This window comes from Paenibacillus chungangensis (genome assembly GCF_042675905.1).
Lineage (GTDB): Bacteria > Bacillota > Bacilli > Paenibacillales > Paenibacillaceae > Pristimantibacillus > Pristimantibacillus chungangensis.
The window spans coordinates 367,446-391,409 of sequence record NZ_JBHTJZ010000005.1 but is presented as its reverse complement, the minus strand read 5'-3'; the positions used below and the strand labels follow the sequence as shown (position 1 = coordinate 391,409).

Here is a 23,964-nt window from a genome sequence, read left to right as displayed (position 1 = left end):
TCAATGCTGACCAAGGGAACGGCCTTCTTATTTTTGCAGTCTTATCTTCTATTATTGACGATCATTGAAGTAACGAACAAGAAAACCGTGGAATACCTTCGCTACTAGCGGCAGCTTCTCGTTGGATCGACGGATCAATCCGATCGTTCTCGTCACCGACGGATTGCTTATCTTCACCTTCTCGGGCTGAAGCGGTCCGCAATAGTCCAGCGCCATCTCTGGCAGCAAGCTAACCCCCATACCTGCGGCAACAAGACCTCTTATCGTATCCGTCTCTTCCCCTTCAAAGCCGATCTTCGGAATGAATCCCGCACGCTCACAAGCGTCCCATACGATAGGGCGAAGCGAGTAGCCCTCGCTGAACAGCACAAACGTCTCATGTTCAAGTCGCTTCAGCTCGATCCCCTTCTCTGACGACAAAGGATGTCCGGGAGGCAGTATTGCGTACAATTCTTCCGTCAGGAGCACCTCGCCGCATACCTGCTCGTGCTCTTTCGGGAACGGCGAGATGAAGGCCAGATCAATTTCCCCTTTCGTCAGATCCCGAATAAGCGACGGGTACATGCCTTGCTTGAAGCGGAACTTCACGTTGGGATGAAGCTTACGGAAAGCCGCTACAACCTGCGGAACAAGAGATATCCCCAGACTATGCGGGAAGCCGAGCCGGATCTCCCCTTTCTCTGGGTCCAGGAATTCATGAATCTCAATGACCGCGCGCTCCAAGTCAGCCAATATCACCTCCGCGCGCTTCAAGAAGAGCGCACCAACCGGAGTGAGCTGCAAGTTGCGCCCCTTCTGCACGAACAGCTTGACCCCAAGCTCCTCTTCAAGCTGGTGAATTTGCCGGCTAACGGCCGATTGCGCGACATGAAGCTCCTCCGCTGCCTGCGTCACATGCTCCTTCTTCGCTACCTTCACGAAATAATACAATTGTCGTAGTTCCATACCGTCCGCTCTCTCCATTTTCAACATTTAAGACCGGCGCTGCCGTTTCCATAAATGTGCCGATTCAAATAGTTTGTAAAGCAAAAACCCCGTCAACAAACCTCCTACATGACCCCACAGACTAACCCTCACCATCATAATGGAATACACGATGCCAAATCCCAATATGAGATATATCGTCTTGCGCGAGGCGATGTCCATCATCGACTTCCGGAATAATGCGATAAACAGATACGCACCATACGCGCCATAAATTGCTCCGGAAGCTCCTACGCCTATATGAATATCGCCATCACCAATCGCCATAATCGCCGACAAAAGATTGCCGCCGATGCCGCAGAGCAAGTAAAATGGAATAAATCTGACCGTCTTCACCAAATATTCAAGCGGCGGAACGAATACGATCAATGCGAACATATTAAAAAACAGATGGCTGAAGTCAGCATGCATAAACTGGGAAACAATATATCGCCATGGTTGTTCCAAACCTAACGGATCAGTCACAGGATCCGAGATGAAAGCGCCCATCCGGAACGCATGCAAAGCGTCGTTGGGATCACCGTTTATTACAAGCACAATAAAGTAAATAATATTAAGCAGCACAAGCACCGATGTGCCGGGATAGTTACGCAAGTACCCTTTAAAGCTTTCGTAACGTAGAAATATCAAACTAATCCCCCCTTTCGTATCGCCAGTTATTGGACAACTTACTTCTTTAACGATTATAATGAATGTCGTATTCATCAAACCCCATTGAAGGAGGAATTTCGTTATGGTACAAGAACGTAAAGGTGCAGCAACCTTGAAAGGCAATCCCATCACACTAATCGGTCCAGCGCTGCAAGCAGGGGATCAAGCGCCCGACTTCATCCTGAACAAATCATTGACGGAGACAGCTTCTCTAAACGATTACAGCGGCAAAATAAAATTGATCAGCGTGGTCCCGTCCATTGATACCGGCGTATGCGATATGCAGACGCGCCGTTTCAACGAAGAAGCTGCCGGCTTAGGGGACAATGTCACCATACTCACCGTAAGTGTCGATACGCCATTCGCGCAAGCGCGCTGGTGCGGCGCGGCAGGCGTAGACAAAGTCGTTATGTTGTCCGATTATAAAACTAATAGCTTCGGCGAAGCGTACGGCGTGCTTATTAAAGAGTTTGCCCTGGATATGCGAGCAATCTTCGTCATCGACCAAAAAAACACGATTCAGTACGTAGAGTACTTATCCGAAATGACCGAGCATCCAAATTATGACAAGGCGATTGCAGCTGTGAAGGAATTGTTATAGTCAGCAATTAAGATGCAAAGCTGCTACATACCGCAAACAAAGCGAGTGAAGGGCTTCCCTTCCTCGCTTTGCTTATGGATCAGCTATTTACTTTGTATGCGGCTAACCGCTTGTCTAACGTTCGGTATATTTCAAGGATAACACGATAATTAGAGCCCAAATCCCCTAAAGAGCCGCGCGAGGCGGAATAAATATCGACCGCTGATCTAAGCGGATCGACACCGATGACAGAAACTGTAATATCCATCGTTCTGCCGCTGACCGTGCGCTTCTCCATTACAATCTCGCCAACCGATTCCACTTCGTGAAGCACCTTATAGCCCTGCATCTTCTTAAGAGTGGATACCACTTCCTCCCAAGCCTTGTCCTTGGTCAACTTGTAAAAGTGCGATTTCAGCAATGGATCCTTTGCCCTGTCGCCCGTCGCTTCATGACTGCGCAGCAGCCCAATCAAGGTCCGCTTCAACAACAACGATCTCCCCCTCTGGCATCTATCTACATAAATACTATGATACCATGTTTTCATACATGAAAAAAGAGCTTTCGCCGGAATAACGACGAAAGCTCTTCCCTGTTAAGTAAAAAACCCGCTAATGCCGTCAGACTCACATGTTTCTGAACCCGCTCTCGCAGGTGGGTGTCCTCAGCAGCGCTTTTGAAGTCCCCGCTATAGGGGCATGACAGCCACGCCGATATGTTGAACTCCCAAGAAACAGCCATTGGTTCAAAACAACGAAGAGTCGAAACGAACATCGCAGGATGTATTGTTATTATAGACTGTTCCCCTTCAAAAGTAAACTCAGCCCGAGCTGTTATTTCGAGGAATCTTTGGAATCGTCCTTCACCAAATCTTCGCGATCCATCTCCGCAGCTTCTTCCGCTTCTTCCTCTTCTGACTGCTTCATCTTCTCTGCTTGCTCTTGCAACTTCAAATAAATGATATTGAAGTTCCAGAAGGACAGATATGCGATAATGCTTCCCATAAAGAACGGAATTAAAAATGTGAATTGCGTACTGAAATACGCGACTACACCTGCCATAATCGCCGTCGAAAGGGAGCGGAAAGGCTTGCCAATCGTAATGAGCAACGCATTTTTCAGAAGTTGAAACGTTTTCATATGGTAATGAGCCAGCATAGAGAAAAAGTTGAACATGGACACGCCAAGCAAAATAAGAAAGGCGATGAATATATAAGAAAGAATATTCAATTGCTCGCGATAAACGATAAAGTCCACAACCATGATTGCGAACAACAACGTATATAGAATGCCGCCCAGCATGCTCTGCTTATAGTTCTCCTTGTAACCGCGGAAGAAGGTCTTGAATAACGGGACGTCTACCTCGCCCATTACCCACTTTCGGGCGACCGTGAACATCGCCGCTGTCGCCGGAAATAATGTGAACGGCGCTACTACGGCCATCAATATTAGCGTCATGTACATATTGCCCAAAATTTGTTCTTCTGTCAGCTGTTCTCCCGTGCCCACGAACAACGTCAGCAGGAAAAAGAAAAAAGGAATCGAACATACGATCCATAGCAAATTGATGACGGAAAACCTCATAATCCATTCAGATATGCGGTAAAATCCTCCCATTAGCCCTCTAGGTTCCATCAGCTTCGCCCCCAAATAATATGTAGTCAACCAAAATCCAAGCACAGAAAACGGGGAAGCCCGATGCCCGCAAGGCGTCACGGACTTCCCCGGATGATCATGCGCTATTCGTTATTGGAGTAGCCTCCGGAAGATCCGGAGCCTCTTGGTCTGCGATCGCTCCGGCCCTCTTCGCTGCGCTTATAGCCATAACCGCTGCTTCCACTGCCGCTGCCGCCGCTGCGTCCGCCGCCACGATAACCACCGCCGCTGCGATTGTTGTCGTTGCCGCCGCGGTAGCCGCCGCCGCTGCGTCCGCCACCACCACGATAACCACCCCCGCCACTGCGGTTAAATGGTCGTCCGTTAGAGCGGATGTCCGGTCTGCGCTTCTTCGCCCTGATGGGCTCTTCTGGCGTCAGTTCAATCGTGACGTCCTTCTTCTCTCCTGTCAGCATCTTCATGCATGCAGCCAGCAGCTGCACGGAATCATATTGCTCCAGCAATTGGATGGACAGCGCTTTGTATTCCGATGACTCTTCATTCTGTACAATCTCGATAATACGCTCAGCCGTGACGCGCTGCTTGCCTTCAATCGCTTCCGCAATGCTTGGCAGTGGCTTGCGTGACATACGCTGTCGCGTAATACGCTCGATGAAGTGCAGATGGTCGATCTCACGAGGAGATACGAAGGTCCATGCCTTGCCTTCCTTGCCGGCACGGCCTGTACGGCCGATACGGTGCACATAACTCTCCGGGTCTTGCGGCAAGTCGAAGTTGATGACATGCGTTACGCCCGATACGTCCAGACCGCGAGCTGCAACGTCCGTCGCGACCAGTACATCGATGCTTCCGTCACGGAACTTGCGCATCACATTATCGCGCTGATTCTGCGACAGGTCGCCATGAAGTCCGTCTGCGGAGTATCCGCGCTTCTGCAGAGCCTCGCTCAATTCGTCGACACGGCGCTTCGTGCGTCCGAAGATGATGGCAAGCTCAGGCGATTCCATATCCAACAATCGGCTAAGTGCTTCGAACTTCTGACGCTCATGCACTTCAATGTAAGCTTGTTCGATGGATGGCGCCGTTACTTGCTTCGGAATGACCGATACTTGCTCAGGCTCCTTCAGGAACTGCTGAGCAAGCTTCTGAATGTTCGCCGGCATCGTGGCGGAGAACAATAACGTCTGACGCTCTTCCGGTACCAGCTTCAAAATAGACTGAATGTCTTCCATGAAGCCCATATCCAGCATTTCATCCGCTTCGTCCAGCACAACCGTCTTGACATCTTCCAGCTTAATCGTTTTGCGATTAATATGGTCCAGCAGACGTCCTGGCGTGCCGATAATGATCTGAGGACGTTTCTTCAATGCACGAATTTGGCGGCCAATCTCTTGTCCTCCGTAAATCGGCAACGAGCGCAGCCCTTTAAAACGTGTCAACTTCCCGATCTCATCAGCTACCTGAATCGCGAGCTCGCGTGTCGGCGTCATGATGAGTGCAACGATGCGATCTTCTGTAACCGGAATTTTGTTAATTAGCGGAATTCCGAATGCCGCCGTCTTTCCTGTCCCTGTCTGCGCCTGGCCAATCATATCCTTGCCAGACATCGCTACCGGAATCGCTTTATCCTGAATTGGAGTCGATTCCTCAAATCCAAGCTCCGTAATTGCTTGCAGTACCTTTGGTTCCAAGCCGAATTCAGCAAATGTTTTCAAACTTTTCTCATACTCCTTCTATCTTCAGCCTACTTAAAAATATCCAAATCATTATAGCACAAAACCTTACGTGAATACCAGTAAAGCAAAAAAAGGCATAATAAAAAGAATAACCATTCCTCTGAATGGCATAGGAGAGATTGTATTGAACGTCCATAAATCACGCTACGGCATAACGATTCTCATGATGACAATGGGAGCGTTATTGGTTGCAGCTGGCTTCAACCTGTTGCTCATTCCTCATCAGTTACTCAGCGGCGGCATGTCCGGCATCTCCATGATGATAGGTTACATAACAGGCGGGAATATCGGTTGGCTGTTCTTGTTCCTGAACCTCCCCATCCTCATATGGGGCTGGTATGCGCTGGGACGTCGCTTTGTCATGTGGAGCATCTACTCCGTCATCGTATCGAGTCTTCTTCTGCAGATCATTCCCGTGAAGCCGATCGCCGACGACATCTTGCTGGGTGCCGTATTCGGCGGCATTATGATCGGCTTTGGAAGCGGGCTTGCTCTTCGCTACGGAGGTTCCTCGGGCGGATTCGACGTCGTCGCTTCCATTGTGACGCGCAAGCGCGACTTGCCGGTAGGAATGCTCATATTTTTACTTAATGGCAGTGTCATTGCCATATTGATTTTATTTTCGGGCAATTGGGACTTGGCGCTGTATTCCCTGGTCGCTATTTTCACAGCAGGAAAAATAGTAGATCTTATTCATGTGAGACATATTAAAGTGACCGCCTTCATCATTACGACGAAGACGGAGGAAATTCTGGCGAGGCTGCTCACCCACCCAAGAGGAATCACGATTGTCAAAACAAGAGGAGCCTACTCTTCCGCAGAGAGAGATATGCTCATGACTGTCCGTACAAAATATGAGCTTAATGAGCTGTGCAAAACGATCATTTCGATCGACGCCCATGCGTTCATCAATATTGTAGAGACCGTAGGCGTCGTTGGCGATTTCCGGAACGGAAACGATGATTAAGGCATCTCATATGTATATACATGGATTTCTCTTCCAATCGCTATGTTTTTCAATTGGTTCCTGTTATAATAGTCGTATCCCGCAACCCAAGTTTCTTGCCATAGGATGTACCCGGCTTTCTAATGACGAAGATTAGGATGAAAGGGTGATGCCAGATGGATATGGAAACAGTGAAATTGTCTGAAATCGTAGAACGGCTTGTTCCTGAACTGAGTCCATTTCTCACAACCAGGGAGCTTGACACTAGTATCGTTCTCCGAGACGGCCTTGCTCTGCTCGAGCCTGCCGACGCTGCAGAAATCGTACAAGTCAGCATCTGCAACGGGCAGAAGGAAGCTTGGCTTCATTAGGTCCGGGAGATAGGAACAATGTGTGCGCCAGTCGACCGCTACTGCTCGACTGGCGTTTTTCGTTATTCGCCTCCGTCAAAAAAAGAGTGACCCGCGACTGGTTGTGCTTTATAATTTGTTTCAGAATAGCTAACGGGGAGAGTGCATAATGGATATCATTATTTCTACTTTTCTGCTGCTTTACAGCTTGCTGACCGGCACTGGCGAGGAGCATATCGCAGCCAAACAGTTGGCGATCGCCTCGATAAATGCAGCAGCCGGCGACACCATTCTGCAGCCAAATATGCAGACGCTGACCGAAGAAGACCAGCAAGCAGCGGATCCGAATGCCGCTCCGGCCGTCAAGAAGGACCCGCAACCGAACGCTCCCATCGTGAAAGGCATCTATGTCACCGCCCACACGACCGGTCATCCACGCATGACGAGCTTACTGGAACTGATTGACAATACCGAGCTAAACAGCATGGTCATCGACATTAAGGACGACAACGGGTACATTACTTACCAGACAGCCACACCGGAGTTGCTGGAGTTGGGTACGCCGAAGAAATTCATTCCGAATGTCGACAATCTCATGAAAACGCTCAACGAGTTCGAAATTTATCCTATCGCAAGAATCGTCGTATTCAAAGATACTGTGCTTGCCGTCAAACGGCCGGAGCTGTCCTTCCTTCATGAAGACGGAACCATCTGGAAAAATGGCCGTGGCGAAAGCTTCGTCAATCCTTATGACAAGGAAGTATGGGACTATAATATTGCCGTGGCCAAGGAAGCGGCTCGGCTGGGATTCAAAGAAATTCAGTTCGATTATGTCCGATTCCCGGAAGGCTTCGAGAACCGCGCTGACTCCTTAACGTTCACCAAGACGGAGGGGCTCTCCCGGGTAGACGCTGTAGCTGGCTTCGTGAAATACGCCAGAGAACAGTTGGAACCGCTCGGAGTCAGGGTATCGGTCGATATATTCGGTTATGCGGCATCGGTGCCTGCTGCTGAAGGAATCGGCCAGGACTTCGTCAAGATCTCCAACGATGTGCACATTATATCGCCAATGATCTACCCCAGCCATTACAGCGCAGGCTGGTTCAACCAAAAGACGCCTGACAGAAGCCCCTATGAGACGATTAAAGGGGCGATCCAGGACACGCATAAGAAGCTGGCGGATACCGGTGAACTTAAGCCGATTATACGCCCCTGGATTCAAGACTTTACCGCGAGCTGGCTCGGTAGGGGCAATTATATCAAGTACGGTAAAGCGGAAGTGGAAGCGCAAATTAAGGCTTTGAAAGACTCTGGAGTTGACGAGTACTTGCTCTGGAATGCCGGGAACAAGTATTCTCCGAACGTAGATTATAAATGAGAACAGGGCTGGAGAAGCGAATCGCTACTCCAGCCCTGTACGTTTTCTTCTTCCTTATTGCGACAGACGCAAAGCCAACTCATACATGTCCATGTCGAACGGCTTCTTGGTTTTCGTGACAGTCTCAATGTCTGTCGTCGTCAATTCGCCCTTCACGACGCCGCATGACTTGCCAGAATCGCCTGCGATAAGCTGACGCACCGCGAAATCGCCCAATCGGCTGGCCAGAATGCGATCTTGGGCCGTCGGCGTGCCACCCCTCTGAATATGGCCCAGCACGGTCACTCTCGCCTCTATGCCGCTGATTGAAGTAATTTGCTGCGCTACGTCCTCGCCTTTCGCCGCCCCTTCGGCTACGATGATAATGCTATGTCGCTTACCATTGGTGAAATTAGTTTTCATGCGCGTCGCCACTTCTTGTAGATCGAACGGCACCTCCGGCACGAGAATCGTCTCGGCACCGCTGGCCAGACCGGCATACAGGGCGATGTCGCCGCAATGGCGTCCCATGACTTCCACTACGGAGGAGCGCTCATGAGAGGACATCGTGTCGCGAATTTTGTTAATAGCATCCACTACGATACTTACCGCCGTATCGAATCCGATCGTCACGTCTGTGAACGGGATGTCGTTATCGATCGTTCCCGGCAAGCCCATCGTCTTAATGCCCAGCTTGCTAAGCTTGTTCGCGCCCTGATACGATCCGTCGCCGCCGATGACCACGAGGCCGTCGATACCTCTAGTGCGAAGAATATCCGCGCCGCGCTGCTGCCCCTCCGGCGTTGTGAACTCCTTGCAGCGTGCAGTCTGCAAGATCGTTCCGCCGCGCTGTATAATATCGCCCACACTGCGCAGATCCATCGGCCGAAGATCATCATTCAACAGTCCTTGAAAACCGCGCTGTACGCCGTATACCTCCAGTCCGTGGAACAAGGCGCTGCGCACGACAGCCCTTACCGCTGCATTCATCCCTTGAGAATCTCCACCACTCGTCAGTACTGCAATTGATTTCACTGCAGACATAATCATTCCTCCACTCTGATGTGCATGATTGCGTTAAAAATATGTTGAACGGAACGCGCCGACTACAGCCGTTAAGCTTGCTGCCTGCGTATCCAGTTGCTATTGACCAAGAAGAACAGGCGCGTAATGGGACTCTTCTTCATCAGCTTTCGAGACACCTTCTTCACTTCCGTCTGATCGCTCACCTTGGGGTCTGACAGATAGAGGGCTAGAAGCCCTTCGATAATGAGCCTGTGAAAACGGGAAGCTGGAAGCCGCTTGACGTCTTCCCTCGCGCGTTCCACAATCGTTCCGATTCGCTGAATCAGCAATTGTTGATTGTCGTAATAATTGCAAAAATTAAGATCCCCGCCCAATTGGTCTTCTTCCTGATCGATTAAATAGTCTAGCAATATATGCAATCCGCATACATGCGGAAAGTATACGGATCGAATGCCTGCAGCGTCCTCCTGCGACAGCCCGTCCTCCGCAGCCGCCAGGAACAGCATGAACATGCCCAGCGTAGATCCCGTTGCCGCAGCGAATTCATTCCACTGCAGATGAGGATAATGGTCGCGATGCTTCTCCCACCACGTCATCAGCTGCTCTTCTCTCCTATCGATGTGTATATGCTTGTACACCTGCAGATCGCTATATAACCCCACTAATTCCTTCACATGTCCCTGCACACTACGGTAGGATGGCAGCTGCGTCACGCAGCTCTGGCAAGTACGAACAAGATGATGCAAGTAGCCGCCATCATCACGTTCGCTGCGCAACCTGTAATAATCGCGAAGCTCCGCCTCCGGATTCACCGCATCCAGCATGGACTGATGGAGCAGTCGGAAGTCGTCGGCATCCAATGAAGTGCTTCGGTCGCACAAATTGTCCAAATAATCGCTGATCGTCTGAAGAGCGACGATTAACGGTATGAGCACGTGCCGGTATTCCAGGTTGGCTGCCGCGTACACGCCTCCGCCCTGGCAATGGAATTTCTTGTCGCTCATGCTGCTTAGCGCTTGTCCCCGCAATTCCGCATCCGGTATGGCTTCTGCGCGAAGGCGAAGCTTCCTCAACTCTTCTTCTACTTCTGGCAGCACATACTTGTATACACGATGCATCAGCTTGATCGGTCCCTTGGGCGCTCCAGCCTCTGATAAAGTCGTCAATCTCATGAACGCACCTCCTCTGCTGTAAATCTCCTTGGGAGTGCCGACGAGGCTCCAATTATTGATCCCAATCCATTAAACCTCCACTCAATAATGTACCATTTCAATCGACAATAATCCAGCGATTCCTACGCTTGCCATTCGTGGTATACTGGATAACATGCCATTCTACCAAAGAGACGGAGTGAGATGACCTATTATGAAGGGCATAAATGCCGTAGCCGCTCAGGAGCGCACAGGCGATCTATCTGCAACCGCCAAGCGAGAAACGGCCGCGCTCCGTTCATTCAGCTTTTTAACCTTTGCCACGCAAGCACTTGTCGTTTCGTTTATCCCGTTATACTTTTTGGATATGGGCTTCACGGAAGGACAAATTGGCATCATTTATTCCACCGGCCCGTTCATCTCCATTTTTGCCAACATCCTGATGGGGTTTGCCAGCGATAAATACCGTACGATCCGCAAATTACTCCTGTTGCTGCTGCTTGGACAGCTCGTCATGATTGGGCTATTGCTCCCAGTCTCCCAGTTTGCGATCGTTTGCGTCATGATGACCGCTTTTTATTTTTTCCAGACCCCGATATTGCCGCTGTCCGACAGTATGATCCTGCTGTCCAGCAAGCATACGGGAACGCCGTACGCGCTCGTTCGCATCTTCGGCTCGCTCGGGTTCGCTTGCTGCGCCTACACATTCGGATTATTGCTGAAGCAGATCGGCACGGAATGGACTCTTGCTTTAACGGCTGGGACAATCAGCTTATCCTTCATTGCGACATTGCTGTTGAAAGATTATCAGGAGAGCGCGGTGCGCTTCCAGTTCTCAGGTTTTTTCAAGCTGCTTCGTGAGCGGCGCGTCTTGTTCTTCTTCTTGCTAATCCTGTTAGTGTCCGTCTCGCATCGCATGTATGAGAGCTTTCTAGCCGTCACGATGCGCCAGCTAGGCGCGAGCGATTCACTGGTCGGACTGGCATGGCTCGTATCCGCCGTCAGCGAAATCCCAATTCTGTTCCTGCTTGGCAAGTACGGACACAAGCTGCGAGAGCTTCCGCTGCTTGTATTCGCATCGCTCATGTACGCTCTTCGCTTGTGGCTAATCGGAAGAATAGAGGAGCCTGCCTGGATTATCGCTGTGCAGACCATGCACAGCATTACGTTCGGCGTCTACTTCTCTTCGGCGCTTAGATACATCTCGCATCTCATCCCCGATGAGTACCGCTCTTCGGGACAAGCCGTATACGCTGTCGTCTGGATCGGCTTGGCGGGACTCGCGAGCGGGGTGCTGGGAGGTTTCCTCTATGAGCAATTCGGCCGAGCCGTTTTCTATCAGACAGGCACAGCGATCGGTCTTGCGGCTGCTGCCGGCTTCCTGGTCTACCACTTCAGGTCCCGGGGCGTTTAACTTCCGAACGGGGTATATTTGCCGGAGCAACAATAAAAAACGCGCATCCAATGGATGCGCGAGGTGCTGGGGTAAATCCCTTCATGCAACGTGCCACTTTCACTTATAGTTTATGGACGTTTGCCGCTTGAGAGCCGCGGTTTCCTTCCGTAATGTCGAATTCCACCTCTTGACCTTCCTCCAGCGATTTAAAGCCATCACCTTGGATTGCAGAGTAATGGACGAACACGTCTTCTCCGTTCTCCACTTGAATAAAGCCGTAGCCTTTCTCTGCGTTGAACCATTTCACAGTACCTTTCAACTTGCATAACCTCCTAAAGTTAATCGCTGTTTGATCAGCGAATGCATTCATTATAACGTTCCAAAAAAAGAAATGCAATTGCAGGTGGTACGGCGCAACAAATGGCGTTGCTATTCTTATTGCTTAGCCTGTCCAGAATAGCTATTATGGTAATATTACGATAAACATTGAGCAAGAGGTGATAAACTATGTTTAAAAAGCATCAAATTTACAAACGCGATAAATACAACATGCTCACTGTCGAGGTGCAGGGCAAAACGTTAATCGTACGCGAAATATCTGATGAATGGGGAGAAGACTGCCATACCTTCGTAGGCCGACCCGAAATGATGAACTGGGCAGAGAAGCGATTCCGGCCTGAAGATTTCAAAGGCAGCGAAGAAGAACTAGCGAACATCATGAGCGCATTCAAACAAGTGTAGCCGACTTCCTAAGCATATTCATGAGAGGAGGTACATACATCTGACATGGATGCTACATCATCGCTCATATTCATCATCGCGGCCTTTTCGCTCGGCGTCGTACTCATCATGAAGCGGGATTCCATTCCGGCGCGTATGCGAAGAGCAATGGCCATCATCTCGATATTGTTGATCGGCTTTGCATTTTTTCTTATCGTATACGCTTTGTTCAATATGGGAACGGACCAGCAGTGACAGTCTTTCGTATAATCCAATAGTCGAGAGGGCATAGTGAGAGAAACTTATTCCCGCCGTGGAAGGGATGCTGTTCCCGACTGCCGGGATGACGATAACTATTGCTCTTGAGGTGAGATCATGAAGAAGTGGCTGCCCCTGCTGCTTGCCGTCACGCTGTCTCAAAGCGCGGCAGCAATGCCAATCTATTCATTCGGCGCGAAGCTGTCCCATCACAAAGTCGATCAATCTCATTCTAGGAGGAATTCGATGAGTCAATTACTTAAACGTTCAGAGACGGATGCAGCCTATCGCTGGAAGCTGGAGGATATCTTCCTCTCTCAGAAGCAGTGGGACGAGGAGTATGACAAAGTAAAGTCGCTCATGGGCAAAATGGCAGAATACCAAGGCAAGCTGTCCGACCCGATGCAGTTGAAAGCCTGCTTCGAGCGGGAGGATGAGTTGTCGTTGCATGTAGAACGGCTATATGTATTCGCCAACATGAAGCATCATGAAGATATGGCGGAGCCGGGCAACCAATCGCTGTCGGAGAAGGCGCGCAAGCTGAGCGTAGAGCTGGGAGAAGCGCTGTCGTTCGTCACGCCGGAGGTGCTCAGCCTGACCGATGATGCGCTTGACGCAATGATCAAGAGCGAGCAGTTGGCGAAGTACCGGCATACGCTGGAGGAAATGCGCCGTCAGAAGGCTCATGTCCTATCCAAGAGCGAAGAAGCGCTGCTGGCGCAGGTCGGTAATGTCAGCTCTGCGCCGGGCAATATTTTCGGCATGCTGAACAACGCCGATATGAAATTCCCGAAAGTGAAAAATGAGAATGGCGAAGAAGTGGAATTAACGCACGGGCGTTACATTCAATTTCTGGAGAGCAAAAATCGCGAAGTTCGCAAGGAAGCCTTCCACACCATGTACGATACATATGGCAAGCTGAAAAACACTTTGGCCGCCACATTAAACGCAAACGTGACAAAAAACATTTTTTATGCCAAGGCTCGCAAGTATGATTCAGTGCTTGGCATGTCATTGTACGGAGATAACATTCCGAAGGAAGTGTACACCAACCTGATCGATACGATCCATAAGCACCTGCCTCTTATGCACCGCTACATGGAGCTTCGCAAGAAGCTGCTCGGGGTAGATGAACTGCATATGTACGATCTATTCGCCCCGCTGGTGGAAGAATTCGATATGCCGATCAGCTATGACGAGGCGAAAGGCATCGTGAAGGAGAGCTTGAAGCCGCTTGGCGAAGACTATGTGGCAGCGCTGCAGGATGGCTACGACAATGGATGGATCGATGTATACGAGAACGAAGGGAAGCGAAGCGGCGCATACAGCTGGGGCTCGTACGGCACCCACCCCTATGTGCTGCTCAACCACAAGGACAACCTGAACAGCATGTTCACGCTGACGCACGAGATGGGTCATGCCTTGCATTCCTATTATTCCGACGGCAATCAGGATTACCGCGATGCGCAATATACGATCTTCCTGGCGGAGGTCGCCTCGACACTGAACGAGGCGCTGTTGATGGATTACTTGCTGGGCAAATCAACGGACGACAAGGAGAAAATGTATCTCCTTACCTATTACGCGGATCAATTCCGCACGACGGTATTCCGTCAGACGATGTTCGCGGAGTTCGAGAAAATTGTGCATGAGCGTACGGAGAGTGGCGAATCGCTAACACCGCAGGAGCTCAGCAAAATCTACTACGACCTGAACGTGAACTATTACGGCAAGGATATGGTCGTCGATAAGGACATTGAGATGGAGTGGGCTCGCATTCCGCATTTCTACAACAGCTTCTATGTGTACAAATATGCGACGGGCTTCTCGGCGGCGACGAGCTTCTGCAAGCAGATTCTGGAGGAAGGCCAGCCGGCGGTGGACCGCTATCTCGGCTTCCTGAAAAGCGGCGGCAGTGACTTCTCCATCAACATTCTGAAGAAAGCCGGAGTAGACATGTCTACTCCGGAACCGATCGAGCAGGCAATGAGCGTGTTCGAGGATTTAATCAAGCAGATGGAGCAGCTTACCTCCGGCAAATAGTGCGGAACGGCACTCGCTCCATACGAAATCAGAATACAGTAATATAAAAGCCCTTGCCGGCTATGCGCTGCTGCGCAGCTCTGGCAAGGGCTTTGTTCTGATCGATCATGATCTGCCGGAGCAATTAAGCCAGCAGATGGCCGATGGCGGCAGCCAGCAGTCCGGCGAACAACGACGACAGCAGGTTCACCCTGTCGTTGTTCAGCGCGGCGAAGCCGCGCTCATGCCGCGCCGGTCGACCGCAGTGCTCGGCGCGCTCCGTCTCGCTGCCGCACACCCGGCAGCGGAACATGGCCTGGCCGGTGGCGCCAAGCAGCGAATCGGCGAACGCCCCGGCCAGGCCTGCTGCGGCTGCCGCAGCGATGTACGCCGCCGCGGTTGCCGCGGGCGCGTCGGCAGCCGCTGATGCCGGCTGCTGGAGCGCCTGCAGCAGCGCGGCTGCCGCGCCGATGAAGACGGCACCCGCCAGCGCGGCTGCGCTGCCGAGCGGCGTGACGCCGCCGCTCGTGCCGGGGGCGACCGGCTTGCCGCTCCGGATGGAGCGCGGCGCCGTACGGCTGAGAGCACCGATCTCGGTCGCCCAAGTATCCGCGTTCACGGCGGCCATCACGCCGATGAACGCATACACCAGGCCTTCATGGGGCCATATGGCATGCGCAGCGCAGAGCAGCAGTCCGACACCTCCGTTCGCCCACACCTGACCGGCGTCGCGGCGGCCTGTCTTCTCGTAGTTGCGCTCCGCTTGCGCTTTCTGCCGATGATTCCTCTTCCACTTCGACCACGCCGTAGATGATAGGAAGAACGCGATCAGCAGCCCGAACCACAGCGGCTCACCGAGTGTCACGAAGCCTGTCCCCATTAACAGGGCTGACCAGGCCCCAGATGCCGTCAACGCCCTTTCGCGGTAAGCGAGCGCAGCAGCGGCGCCGCTGCCCAGGAAGCCAATTATCAACCTTAGCCACCATTCGTCCCATATTCCGACCATTGCCCGCTCACCATCCTTTCAATAGCGACATCTTACCGCTCACTCTCTCCTGTCCTGCCACTTCTCGCCAGCGGTCCGGATAATTCGTGCATATAAGAAGCTCAGGCCCGAGCAGAGTCAGCTTTCGAATGAGCCGCTTGTCGTTCACGGTCCACGCCATCGTCTGTATACCGGCTTCCTTCAGTCGCTCCATGCGCTCTCCATTCAGCTTGGAATAACCGATCGACAGGAAGTCCGCTCCCAGTCCTTCCAGCTCCTCGATTAGCGTCGATCTCCATCCATCCACGATGAGGCCGGTCCGTACGACGGAAGTCAGCCCTCTCAGCTTATGAAGCGCCCCGGCATGGAAGGACGTAATGACCACATCCGCTTCTGCATGATGCTCCCGGATCAGCTGGAGCACCTCCTCCTCCAGCGAGGGATAGCGGACTCCATCCGTCTTCAATTCAATATTCAGCTTGCAGCGGCCGGCAGCTGCGGTTAGCAGCTCTTCCAGCGTCGGAATGGATTCTCCCTTGAACTGCGGAGAGAACCAGCCGCCTGCATCCAGCGAGGCCAACTCCGCCGCCGTCCAGCTCCTCACATCGCCCCGTCCGTTCGTTGTTCGCCGCAGATTGTAATCGTGTATAACGACCGGCACGCCGTCTCTCGACAGCTGCACATCGCATTCGATCCACTCTATATCTTTCGCATCGATCGCCAGTTGGAATGCAGCCATCGTATTCTCAGGCGCCCGGCTCGACCAGCCGCGATGCGCTACGCAAGGATTCTTCATCCCGTCGTTCCCCTCTCTTGCTGTTCATCCTAGATGGTATCTTGTCATCACTTCTCCGCTTCCAGCCTGCCGTCTTCATTCACCCGTACTCCATAAGATATGGCTGACAGCCTGTCCAGCATGACTGCCGCTTCCTCTTCTCCCATCGGAACAGGCTGCGCGTCGACGACCCGCATCGGGTGGAAGGTCAGCTCGCATTCCCCCATCTTCGTGCAGTGCGCATCCAGCACACCCGTCTCACCGAACTTCCCTTCCGGATTTTTGGAGAAAATAAAGTTCCCTAGACTATAAGCAATCCAGCGGTCCTTATACTTCTCGAATCCTTGCAGCAGATGCGGGTGGCTGCCGATAACAAGATCCGCCCCCGCATCGATATATTCCTTCGCGAAACGGCTTTGGTACGGTTCCAGCTCTTCTTTATTGTTACTGCCCCAATGCACCATCACGACTACAATATCCGCCTCCTCCTCTGCCTTGGCGATCGCTTGAACCGCTCTTGTCGTATCGTACGTCTCCGCGATGCCGGGCACATTCCTGTCCGCCTTCAGCTCCGGGAACGGAATGACGCGACTAAGGCCGATATAGGCCACCTTCATCCCCCTTACTTCCTTCAGAAGCGGCCGGAATGCTTCGGCATCGTTGCTCCCTGTACCGAAGTACGCAAGATCCGCTTCTTCCAAGTGCATCATCGTATCCAGCATTCCCTCTACGCCTTGGTCCATGGCATGATTGTTGGCCAGATTGAATACGTCGAACCCGGCACTCGCTATTGCCGGAAGCGCTTCAGGGGAGCCCTTGTACACATATTCCAAGTTCTCATGCGACATCGGCGTGCCACGAAGCGTAATGGGCGTCTCCAAATTGCCCGCCATCACGTCAGGCTCGCTCAAATAAAAAAGGATATTACGATAGGGATAATCATAGCCGTGGGTTTGCAGCAGATCATTTATGTAGTAGTCTGGGAGCAAGTCTCCCACGAATGACAGTGCGACAAACTCTTCGTCCGGCATTGGCAAAGCGCCCTCTTGATCATTCCCTGCTTCATCGCTCGCGGCAACATCCTGTCCCTTCACCGCGTCTATCCCGTTACCGTCATCAGGCTGTTGCTCGGTCTGAACCTCGCCGCCACGATCTTCGGCATCGGTGCCCTTCTCATCCTCCCCGCCGTTCACCGGCTTGTCGGAAGCAGTGTCGCTTGCAGAAGGAGCTGCTTTCTTGAAGTCGAATAATAGAGGATCATCGCCGATAGACAGGTAGACGCCAGCGCCGATTAGCATGGCCCCGGTAATCACTAAGCTTGTCATGAAGCGACGGCGGCTTTTGCTGCTGCGTTTACTCTTTTTCCGCTGATATGTTTGCATACGGGATAGTGACATTTAATGTCTCCTTTTCAGTATGGATAGTGATAAGTGCAATAGATGATGAAAATGATTCATATCTCTCATTATACCTTCTATTCCCCACCATGCCTATTCGCGATTCAATAGATCGGCAAGCTGTTGACAAGAAGAAAGCCATTGCCTGCAAGTTCAGCTTCCGCTTCTCTTAAGGACAATGGCTTGTATAATATTCTAAGCTGCATACCAACCAATCTTATCTTGCATCAGCTTATCATAGTCAAGAAAGATCGTCTGCTACTATGGTGGCGGCTTCCTTCCCCTGCCTGATGCAGTCGGGGAGCCCGACGCCGTCGAACGCCGCCCCGGTCACCCATACACCGGGCAGTTGCTCCTTCAGTCTGTCGCGCAGCCCGCGCATCCGCTCCACATGACCAATCGGATATTGCGGCATGGAGTGATTAAGCCTCGTAATCTCTGTGAACAACGGCTCCGCGGTCACTCCCAGCACGGACCGGATATCCGCTCTGACAGCCGCAAGCAACTCGCCATCGGGCAGCTTCACACTTTCCTGATCCTCGGAATGGCCGACATAGCAGCGCAACAGCACCTTATCGGAAGGACTGGTATGCAACCATTTGGTCGATGTCCAAGTGCAGGCTGTGATGTGCAGCCCTTCCGATCGGGGTACGACAAAGCCCGTGCCATCGAAGGACAGTCCGAATTGCTTCTTGTCATAGGCCAGCACCACGTTGGCGACGGACACATAACGGATCGCTCGCAGCTCCTCGCAATCTGCCAATGGCTCCAGCAGTTCCGCTGCTGCGAACGCTGGCGCGGTGACAATTATCCGATCAGCCGCCAGACGCTCTCCATCCGCCAGCTCCACTTCGTATCCGCCGCCCTCCATGCGATGAATCCCAGCGGCTTTGACGCCCAGACGCCGCTCCACATCCGGCAACGCCTCATCCAAAGCGCGCACCAATGTGGACAATCCCGACTTGAAGGTGAGGAATGTGCTTCCTCCCGTCTTCGACACCGCAGCTGCTGCGGCCTTCCGATTGTGAAGCATTCCCTTGATCAGGCTGCCATGTCTCCGCTCCGACTCCAGGAATTGGGGGAACGTCGCTGACAGACTTAGCTTCTTCAAGTCGCCGGCATAGATGCCGGCCAGCAGCGGCTCTGCTATGCGCCGCATCACTTCCTTGCCGACCCTGCGCTCCAGGAATCCGCCCAGCGTCTCGTCTTCCGCCGACTTGCGCGCCGGAATGAAGAGATCCATCAGCGCCCGGAGCTTGCCGCCCCAGGAGATGAGCCCGGACTTGACGAACGGACCGATCTCCGTCGGTATGCCCAGCATCATCCCGGACGGCATAGGATGCAGCTTGCGGCGATGCATAATATACGTCTTCTTCGCCGCAGGATTGGTAGCTGTCAGCTCTCCCTCCAGCCCCAGCTCTCTGGCCAGATCGATAATGGGCAGCTTCCGGGACAGGAAGGAATCCGGCCCCTTCTCAATGACGAAGCCGTCGCGCTCCAGCGTATGAATCTTGCCGCCCAGCTTCGGCGCCTCGTCGATGATCGTCACATGCAGCGCGATGCCGCGCCGCTCCGCTTCCTGCCGCATATAAAAAGCGGAGCTCAGTCCGCTGATTCCTCCGCCAATAATGACTATACGTTGGATGGCTTCCCTACTCCGCATATGATTCAATCCTTTCTCAAATCCGAGGCAGCTTCTGCAACGGAATCCGCCAACGTCTGCATATACAGCGGGTCCCGATTCAGCATCGCAATCCGCTCAAGCGTCAGCCCGAGCTTCTCCGCTTCCGCTCTGGCTTCGATGTCAATATCGTAGAGCACTTCCAGATGATCGGATACGAAGCCGATCGGCGCGGACAATAAAGCCTTCACGCCTTCCTTCGCCAGGGATTCCATCGTCTCCAGAATGTCCGGCCCTAACCACGGCTCGCGCGTACGGCCCGCGCTCTGCCACGTGAATTGCCATCTGCCGACGCCAGCCGCTTCCGCGACAGCCTTCGACGTCTCCAGAAGCTGCTGCTCGTACGGGTCTCCCAGCTCGCGTATACGCTCCGGCAAGCTGTGCGCGCTGAACAGCACCAGCGGCTCATGCTCGCTGCCTGCAGCAGCCTTCAGCCGATCCAATCCGTCCTTCACGCGATCTGTCAACGCTTGAAGCAGCTTGGGATGAAGATGATACGACTCTACGAAACTCATCGTTACGCCCAACTCGTCTGCCTTCTCCTGCGCCCGCTTCACGTAGCTGCCCACGCTCATCGTGGAGTAATGAGGCGCCAGCACGATCCCGACCGCTTCCGTGACGCCGTCCTGCGCCATCGCGGATACGCCGTCTTCGATATAAGGTCTCGCGTGCTTCAAGCCTTGATAGCAGCTGTATGTGTTCGGAGCCAGCTTGTCCAGCTGATCCTGAAGCCCGGACACTTGAAGATTGGTGTTCTCTCTAAGCGGGAACACGCCGCCAACGATCGCTTCATACCGTGCCTTCAGCTCAGCCAGCTGCTCCGGCTCCGGCGGACGCCCCCGGCGAATATGCGTATAATAAGCTTCCACATCGTCCATGGACTCCGGCGTGCCGTACGACATGACCAGCACGCCGATGCGCTTATTCCGTTCAGCCATTGTGCACTTCCTCCTTCTTGCCATCTGCAGCGGCAATTCCCTTCCTGGAATAGTCATGGATGAATGCAGTCAGCTCGGCCAGCTTCTCCAGTGAAGCCTCCGGGAACAATCCGTGACCAAGATTGAAGATGAATCCGGGCTCCGAGATGCCCTGGTCGATGATCTCAGCTGCATACTTCTGAATGACGGCCATCGGAGCAGTCAATACGGTAGGGTCCAGGTTGCCCTGCACGGCGTATCCATGATCCAGTCTTCGTCTGCCCTCTTGAATCGTCACGCGCCAGTCCAGCCCGATCACATCGCACTTCAGCCCCTTCAGCTCCGGCAACAGCTCGCCGGAGCTAACGCCAGGGAAATAAATCTTCGGCTGAGGCAGATCCGATAGCTCAGCGAATATGCGCTGGATCGTCGGGAGCACGAACTGCTTGAAATCCGCGGGAGACAGGGCGCCCACCCAGCTGTCGAACAGCTGGAATGCCTTGCCGCCGGCGGCCATATGCGCACGCAGATAAGCAATTACCATGTCGCCCAGCTTGTGCATCAGCTCATGCCATACTTTCGGCTCGCCATACATAAGCGCTTTCGTCCGCAAGTAGTTTTTCGACGGGCGGCCTTCGATCAAATAACTCGCAATTGTGAACGGCGCGCCTGCAAATGTAATAAGCGGAACCTCCAGTTCCTTGTCCAAAATACGGATCGTCTCCAGCACGTGGCCGAGATCCCCCTCCACATCGATCGGCTTCAGCCGCTCCACATCTGCCGCAGAAGCAATGGGATTATGGATAACTGGGCCTACATTCGCTACGATATCGAAATCAATTCCGATTGAAGCGACGGGATTCATAATGTCGGAATACAGAATGGCCGCATCGACGCTCAGCTTGCGCACAGGCATCATCGTCACCTCAGCGGCCAGCTCCGGCTGCTTGCAAATTTCCAGCAAGGAATACTTTTCCTTAATTTTACGATACTCCGGATCGTACCGACCTGCTTGCCTCATATACCATACCGGAATCTGTTCTACCTTTTCCTTTCGGCATGCCCGAATGAAACGGTCATTGTAAGACATTCCCGTTCCCCATTTCTATGTAGTTTAGTCTGCTACCATTATGCCCTGTTTGCCCAAACCTAACAACTGCCGATCATCTCTTTCCTATGACAATAGTATGACAATCCCCATATTCCGCACGTCAAAATGAGTAATAGTGACTTCAATACTGCCTTGCCGCCTGCGTCATACCGATGGCCTCCGCATTTCTAGTTGTCGAACATTGTCGTTCTCCAAGGGACATTGCCTGTGCAATATGCTATAATCGGCTATTATGGAACAGTGGAAAAAGAACCTAATCGTACTATGGTGCGGCCAATTTCTCGTTATGGCCGGAATGACAATGATCATCCCCTTTCTTACGCTATATCTGCAATTCGAACTGGGCTTGACAGATCCCCATGAGATTGGCATTTGGGCGGGCGTCATCTTCGCGGGGAACTTCGTTACCGCCTTCATCTTCCAGCCCATATGGGGCAAGCTCGCGGACCGCTACGGACGCAAGCTGATGCTGCTGCGCTCCGGCTTCGGCATGGCTGTGGTTATGGTGCTGATGGGCTTCGCCGAGAGCCCTTGGCATCTCCTTCTGCTGCGGATGCTGAACGGCACGATCTCCGGCTTCAATCCGGCATCTATCGCGCTTGTATCGGCCACCACGCCGAAGGAACGGATGGGCTTCGCGATGGGATCCATCCAGTCGGGCGCCATTGCCGGCACCATATTGGGACCATTCATTGGCGGTTTGCTCGCAGATGCCGTCGGCTTTCGCCCAATCTTCTACATTACGGGATCGCTTCTATTCATGGCATCGCTGCTTGCCTTATTCGTCGTGAAAGAGTCGTTCGACCGCTCTAAGGCGGCTGCTCGCGTGCAAGCAACCGTGATGGAAGGCTTCCGCCAATTGAGCCGCATCCCGCAGCTGCTGGCCTTATTCGGGGTGACGCTGCTTATTCAGTTCGCCCACATGAGCCCGATGACGCTGATTCCGCTCTACGTGCAGGAGCTGCAGGGTTCCACGGAGAATATCGCCTTTCTGGCTGGGTTCGTCGGCTCCGTAACCGGGTTGTCCAATATGATTGCCTCACCGCTTCTGGGCAGACTGAGCGACCGGATCGGAGCGCAGCGCGTCCTTATGGTCTCGCTGCTTGGCGCAGCCATTGCATTCATTCCGCAAGCGATGGCCGACTCCGTCTGGCAGCTGATCATCTCGCGATTCATCTTCGGCATGTTTCTAGGCGGGCTCATCCCTGCGGTGAACGCACTTATCCGGAAGTATACGCCAGACGGAATGGAGAGCCGGGCTTACAGCTTCAACACAAGCACGCTCAGCTTGGGCAATATGATCGGACCCATTGCTGGCGGCGCGCTGTCCGGCTGGATCGGCATCCACGGACTCTTCCTGGTCTCTGCTGTACTGATGCTGATGAATGGCGCATGGGTATGGCATACGCTTATTCGCAGAAGATGAAAGAAGGGACGTTCCTATTCTTCGAAGGCATTCCTAGCCATACAGAGGCCTTCAATACCACTTGAAATGTGGTGCTGAAGGCTTCTGTTGGCTTATTTACGGCCATGCTACCCCTTCACGATCGCAATCGCCAGTCCATCATAGCCCGGCAACACAGTGCTCTCCAATCGCTCATCGGACGCGATTCGCGCATTGAACTCGCGGACGGCCCTCACAGCGGGTCCCTGCTTCGATTGCTCCGTCGTTCGGCCACGGAGCAGAATATTGTCGGCTACGATGACGGCGCCAGGAGACGCAAGCTGCAGCGCATAGTCCAGATAAGCCGGATACCCTTCCTTGTCCGCATCGATGAAGAAAAAATCATATCGGCGACCTTCCCGCACCAAGGCGGCAAGACTCTCCTTCGCATCCCCGACACGGTATTCCACCAGTTCCCCCAGTCCTGCATCCATCATATGCCGCTTGGCTACATCCGCATACGGCTGAAGAAGCTCCAATGACAGCAACGACCCGCCGCTTGACAGACCTCGCGCCAAGCAAATACCGCTATAGCCGCCCAGCGCTCCAATCTCAAGCAGACGACTTGCCCCCGACATGCGAACCAGCATCGTCAGCAGGCGGCCGTAGCCTTCCGATACGGAAATTTGCGGCATGCCATGCGCGTCTAGTCCTGCCTTCACCCGTTCCAAATCCGCATCGCTCCCATAGAGCGAATCCACATACTGTTCGTTCACCGACACGATCCATCCACCTCTTTGTTCCTTTATTTATTCCTTTAATGTCAGCTAGCGCGTAAACCTAATGAACTATAGGATAAGGAAATTTCACGCCTTTCCCCCTCTACACTGCTTCCCTCTATTGTACCATCAATAAATATGA

24 protein-coding genes and 1 other RNA gene are annotated in these 23,964 nt (G+C 52.8%); 9 read left to right on the top strand and 16 right to left on the bottom strand.

The window, feature by feature from the left end; genetic code table 11:
* Nucleotides 1-51 precede the first annotated feature (51 nt).
* Both ACFQ2I_RS04185 and ACFQ2I_RS04180 read right to left on the bottom strand, forming a co-directional pair.
* Nucleotides 52-945 carry a LysR family transcriptional regulator gene (locus tag ACFQ2I_RS04185; RefSeq protein WP_377562372.1) on the bottom strand — a complete coding sequence of 298 codons (894 nt, stop codon included), beginning with the start codon at nt 943-945 and terminating at the stop codon, nt 52-54.
* Nucleotides 946-972: 27 nt separating this feature from the next.
* Nucleotides 973-1,614, bottom strand: a complete 642-nt coding sequence (locus ACFQ2I_RS04180; RefSeq protein ID WP_377562371.1) for a rhomboid family intramembrane serine protease — start codon at nt 1,612-1,614, stop codon at nt 973-975.
* A gap of 103 nt (nt 1,615-1,717) precedes the next feature.
* On the opposite strand from ACFQ2I_RS04180, the gene tpx reads away from it, so the two are divergent.
* Complete coding sequence (gene tpx, locus ACFQ2I_RS04175; RefSeq protein ID WP_377562370.1) at nt 1,718-2,236, top strand: thiol peroxidase; 519 nt, start codon at nt 1,718-1,720, stop codon at nt 2,234-2,236.
* Between the two features lie 79 nt (nt 2,237-2,315).
* Here tpx and ACFQ2I_RS04170 read toward each other — a convergent pair whose 3' ends face one another.
* From ACFQ2I_RS04170 to ACFQ2I_RS04155, 4 genes are all read right to left on the bottom strand, one after another.
* On the bottom strand, nt 2,316-2,705 hold the full coding sequence (locus tag ACFQ2I_RS04170; protein WP_377562369.1) for a DUF1499 domain-containing protein: 390 nt from the start codon (nt 2,703-2,705) through the stop codon (nt 2,316-2,318).
* A 111-nt stretch (nt 2,706-2,816) separates the two neighbouring features.
* Nucleotides 2,817-3,000, bottom strand: a non-coding RNA gene (gene ssrS / locus ACFQ2I_RS04165) — 6S RNA.
* 48 nt (nt 3,001-3,048) lie between these two features.
* Nucleotides 3,049-3,849, bottom strand: coding sequence for a YesL family protein (locus ACFQ2I_RS04160; RefSeq protein ID WP_377562368.1), 801 nt, complete (start codon nt 3,847-3,849; stop codon nt 3,049-3,051).
* Between the two features lie 104 nt (nt 3,850-3,953).
* Nucleotides 3,954-5,546, bottom strand: coding sequence for a DEAD/DEAH box helicase (locus ACFQ2I_RS04155; RefSeq protein ID WP_377562367.1), 1,593 nt, complete (start codon nt 5,544-5,546; stop codon nt 3,954-3,956).
* Between the two features lie 184 nt (nt 5,547-5,730).
* On the opposite strand from ACFQ2I_RS04155, the gene ACFQ2I_RS04150 reads away from it, so the two are divergent.
* The 3 genes from ACFQ2I_RS04150 to ACFQ2I_RS04140 all read left to right on the top strand — a co-directional run bounded on the left by ACFQ2I_RS04150 (nt 5,731) and on the right by ACFQ2I_RS04140 (nt 8,241).
* Complete coding sequence (locus ACFQ2I_RS04150) at nt 5,731-6,534, top strand: YitT family protein (protein ID WP_377562967.1); 804 nt, start codon at nt 5,731-5,733, stop codon at nt 6,532-6,534.
* A gap of 155 nt (nt 6,535-6,689) precedes the next feature.
* Nucleotides 6,690-6,884, top strand: coding sequence for a hypothetical protein (locus tag ACFQ2I_RS04145; RefSeq protein ID WP_377562365.1), 195 nt, complete (start codon nt 6,690-6,692; stop codon nt 6,882-6,884).
* Between the two features lie 148 nt (nt 6,885-7,032).
* Nucleotides 7,033-8,241, top strand: coding sequence for a putative glycoside hydrolase (locus tag ACFQ2I_RS04140; protein ID WP_377562363.1), 1,209 nt, complete (start codon nt 7,033-7,035; stop codon nt 8,239-8,241).
* Between the two features lie 54 nt (nt 8,242-8,295).
* Here the strand turns inward: ACFQ2I_RS04140 and pfkA are convergent, their stop codons facing one another.
* Nucleotides 8,296-9,264 carry a 6-phosphofructokinase gene (pfkA, locus tag ACFQ2I_RS04135; protein ID WP_377562362.1) on the bottom strand — a complete coding sequence of 323 codons (969 nt, stop codon included), beginning with the start codon at nt 9,262-9,264 and terminating at the stop codon, nt 8,296-8,298.
* A 71-nt stretch (nt 9,265-9,335) separates the two neighbouring features.
* Complete coding sequence (locus ACFQ2I_RS04130) at nt 9,336-10,418, bottom strand: tetraprenyl-beta-curcumene synthase family protein (RefSeq protein WP_377562361.1); 1,083 nt, start codon at nt 10,416-10,418, stop codon at nt 9,336-9,338.
* Nucleotides 10,419-10,611: 193 nt separating this feature from the next.
* On the opposite strand from ACFQ2I_RS04130, the gene ACFQ2I_RS04125 reads away from it, so the two are divergent.
* Nucleotides 10,612-11,811 carry an MFS transporter gene (locus ACFQ2I_RS04125; RefSeq protein ID WP_377562360.1) on the top strand — a complete coding sequence of 400 codons (1,200 nt, stop codon included), beginning with the start codon at nt 10,612-10,614 and terminating at the stop codon, nt 11,809-11,811.
* A gap of 103 nt (nt 11,812-11,914) precedes the next feature.
* Here the strand turns inward: ACFQ2I_RS04125 and ACFQ2I_RS04120 are convergent, their stop codons facing one another.
* Nucleotides 11,915-12,112, bottom strand: a complete 198-nt coding sequence (locus ACFQ2I_RS04120; RefSeq protein WP_262675250.1) for a cold shock domain-containing protein — start codon at nt 12,110-12,112, stop codon at nt 11,915-11,917.
* Between the two features lie 188 nt (nt 12,113-12,300).
* On the opposite strand from ACFQ2I_RS04120, the gene ACFQ2I_RS04115 reads away from it, so the two are divergent.
* From ACFQ2I_RS04115 to pepF, 3 genes are all read left to right on the top strand, one after another.
* Complete coding sequence (locus ACFQ2I_RS04115) at nt 12,301-12,534, top strand: hypothetical protein (RefSeq protein WP_377562359.1); 234 nt, start codon at nt 12,301-12,303, stop codon at nt 12,532-12,534.
* Nucleotides 12,535-12,579: 45 nt separating this feature from the next.
* A complete protein-coding gene (locus tag ACFQ2I_RS04110; RefSeq protein WP_377562358.1) occupies nt 12,580-12,768 on the top strand; it encodes a hypothetical protein in 189 nt (62 codons plus the stop codon).
* 249 nt (nt 12,769-13,017) lie between these two features.
* On the top strand, nt 13,018-14,814 hold the full coding sequence (pepF, locus tag ACFQ2I_RS04105; protein ID WP_377562965.1) for an oligoendopeptidase F: 1,797 nt from the start codon (nt 13,018-13,020) through the stop codon (nt 14,812-14,814).
* Nucleotides 14,815-14,938: 124 nt separating this feature from the next.
* Here the strand turns inward: pepF and ACFQ2I_RS04100 are convergent, their stop codons facing one another.
* From ACFQ2I_RS04100 to hemE, 6 genes are all read right to left on the bottom strand, one after another.
* On the bottom strand, nt 14,939-15,799 hold the full coding sequence (locus ACFQ2I_RS04100) for a DUF92 domain-containing protein (protein ID WP_377562357.1): 861 nt from the start codon (nt 15,797-15,799) through the stop codon (nt 14,939-14,941).
* A gap of 7 nt (nt 15,800-15,806) precedes the next feature.
* The gene (locus ACFQ2I_RS04095; protein ID WP_377562356.1) at nt 15,807-16,574 is read right to left on the bottom strand and encodes a glycerophosphodiester phosphodiesterase; all 768 of its coding nucleotides are present in this window, start codon (nt 16,572-16,574) and stop codon (nt 15,807-15,809) included.
* A gap of 47 nt (nt 16,575-16,621) precedes the next feature.
* Nucleotides 16,622-17,878, bottom strand: a complete 1,257-nt coding sequence (locus ACFQ2I_RS04090; RefSeq protein ID WP_377562355.1) for a CapA family protein — start codon at nt 17,876-17,878, stop codon at nt 16,622-16,624.
* 313 nt (nt 17,879-18,191) lie between these two features.
* A complete protein-coding gene (hemG, locus tag ACFQ2I_RS04085) occupies nt 18,192-19,613 on the bottom strand; it encodes a protoporphyrinogen oxidase (RefSeq protein WP_377562354.1) in 1,422 nt (473 codons plus the stop codon).
* 5 nt (nt 19,614-19,618) lie between these two features.
* A complete protein-coding gene (gene hemH / locus ACFQ2I_RS04080; RefSeq protein ID WP_377562353.1) occupies nt 19,619-20,569 on the bottom strand; it encodes a ferrochelatase in 951 nt (316 codons plus the stop codon).
* Complete coding sequence (gene hemE / locus ACFQ2I_RS04075; RefSeq protein WP_377562352.1) at nt 20,562-21,638, bottom strand: uroporphyrinogen decarboxylase; 1,077 nt, start codon at nt 21,636-21,638, stop codon at nt 20,562-20,564. Before hemE ends, hemH begins: the two co-directional genes overlap by 8 nt.
* A 253-nt stretch (nt 21,639-21,891) precedes the next feature.
* Here hemE and ACFQ2I_RS04070 point away from each other — a divergent pair, with 253 nt between their 5' ends.
* A complete protein-coding gene (locus tag ACFQ2I_RS04070; protein WP_377562350.1) occupies nt 21,892-23,085 on the top strand; it encodes an MFS transporter in 1,194 nt (397 codons plus the stop codon).
* A 107-nt stretch (nt 23,086-23,192) separates the two neighbouring features.
* Here ACFQ2I_RS04070 and ACFQ2I_RS04065 read toward each other — a convergent pair whose 3' ends face one another.
* Entirely contained in the window at nt 23,193-23,825 is a 633-nt protein-coding gene (locus tag ACFQ2I_RS04065) for an O-methyltransferase (RefSeq protein WP_377562348.1), read from the bottom strand.
* Nucleotides 23,826-23,964: the final 139 nt, after the last annotated feature.

Bases quoted from the DNA above. Each gene is read 5' to 3' on its own strand.
- ACFQ2I_RS04185 (WP_377562372.1), bottom strand. From the start codon at position 945: ATGGAACTACGACAATTGTATTATTTCGTGAAGGTAGCGAAGAAGGAG.
- ACFQ2I_RS04125 (WP_377562360.1), top strand. From the start codon at position 10,612: ATGAAGGGCATAAATGCCGTAGCCGCTCAGGAGCGCACAGGCGATCTA.
- tpx (WP_377562370.1), top strand. From the start codon at position 1,718: ATGGTACAAGAACGTAAAGGTGCAGCAACCTTGAAAGGCAATCCCATC.
- ACFQ2I_RS04150 (WP_377562967.1), top strand. From the start codon at position 5,731: ATGATGACAATGGGAGCGTTATTGGTTGCAGCTGGCTTCAACCTGTTG.
- ACFQ2I_RS04100 (WP_377562357.1), bottom strand. From the start codon at position 15,799: ATGGTCGGAATATGGGACGAATGGTGGCTAAGGTTGATAATTGGCTTC.
- hemG (WP_377562354.1), bottom strand. From the start codon at position 19,613: ATGCGGAGTAGGGAAGCCATCCAACGTATAGTCATTATTGGCGGAGGA.
- ACFQ2I_RS04110 (WP_377562358.1), top strand. From the start codon at position 12,580: ATGGATGCTACATCATCGCTCATATTCATCATCGCGGCCTTTTCGCTC.
- ACFQ2I_RS04145 (WP_377562365.1), top strand. From the start codon at position 6,690: ATGGATATGGAAACAGTGAAATTGTCTGAAATCGTAGAACGGCTTGTT.
- ACFQ2I_RS04160 (WP_377562368.1), bottom strand. From the start codon at position 3,849: ATGGAACCTAGAGGGCTAATGGGAGGATTTTACCGCATATCTGAATGG.
- hemE (WP_377562352.1), bottom strand. From the start codon at position 21,638: ATGTCTTACAATGACCGTTTCATTCGGGCATGCCGAAAGGAAAAGGTA.
- pfkA (WP_377562362.1), bottom strand. From the start codon at position 9,264: ATGTCTGCAGTGAAATCAATTGCAGTACTGACGAGTGGTGGAGATTCT.
- ACFQ2I_RS04130 (WP_377562361.1), bottom strand. From the start codon at position 10,418: ATGAGATTGACGACTTTATCAGAGGCTGGAGCGCCCAAGGGACCGATC.
- ACFQ2I_RS04090 (WP_377562355.1), bottom strand. From the start codon at position 17,878: ATGACAAGCTTAGTGATTACCGGGGCCATGCTAATCGGCGCTGGCGTC.
- ACFQ2I_RS04115 (WP_377562359.1), top strand. From the start codon at position 12,301: ATGTTTAAAAAGCATCAAATTTACAAACGCGATAAATACAACATGCTC.
- ACFQ2I_RS04070 (WP_377562350.1), top strand. From the start codon at position 21,892: ATGGAACAGTGGAAAAAGAACCTAATCGTACTATGGTGCGGCCAATTT.
- ACFQ2I_RS04140 (WP_377562363.1), top strand. From the start codon at position 7,033: ATGGATATCATTATTTCTACTTTTCTGCTGCTTTACAGCTTGCTGACC.
- ACFQ2I_RS04095 (WP_377562356.1), bottom strand. From the start codon at position 16,574: ATGAAGAATCCTTGCGTAGCGCATCGCGGCTGGTCGAGCCGGGCGCCT.
- pepF (WP_377562965.1), top strand. From the start codon at position 13,018: ATGAGTCAATTACTTAAACGTTCAGAGACGGATGCAGCCTATCGCTGG.
- hemH (WP_377562353.1), bottom strand. From the start codon at position 20,569: ATGGCTGAACGGAATAAGCGCATCGGCGTGCTGGTCATGTCGTACGGC.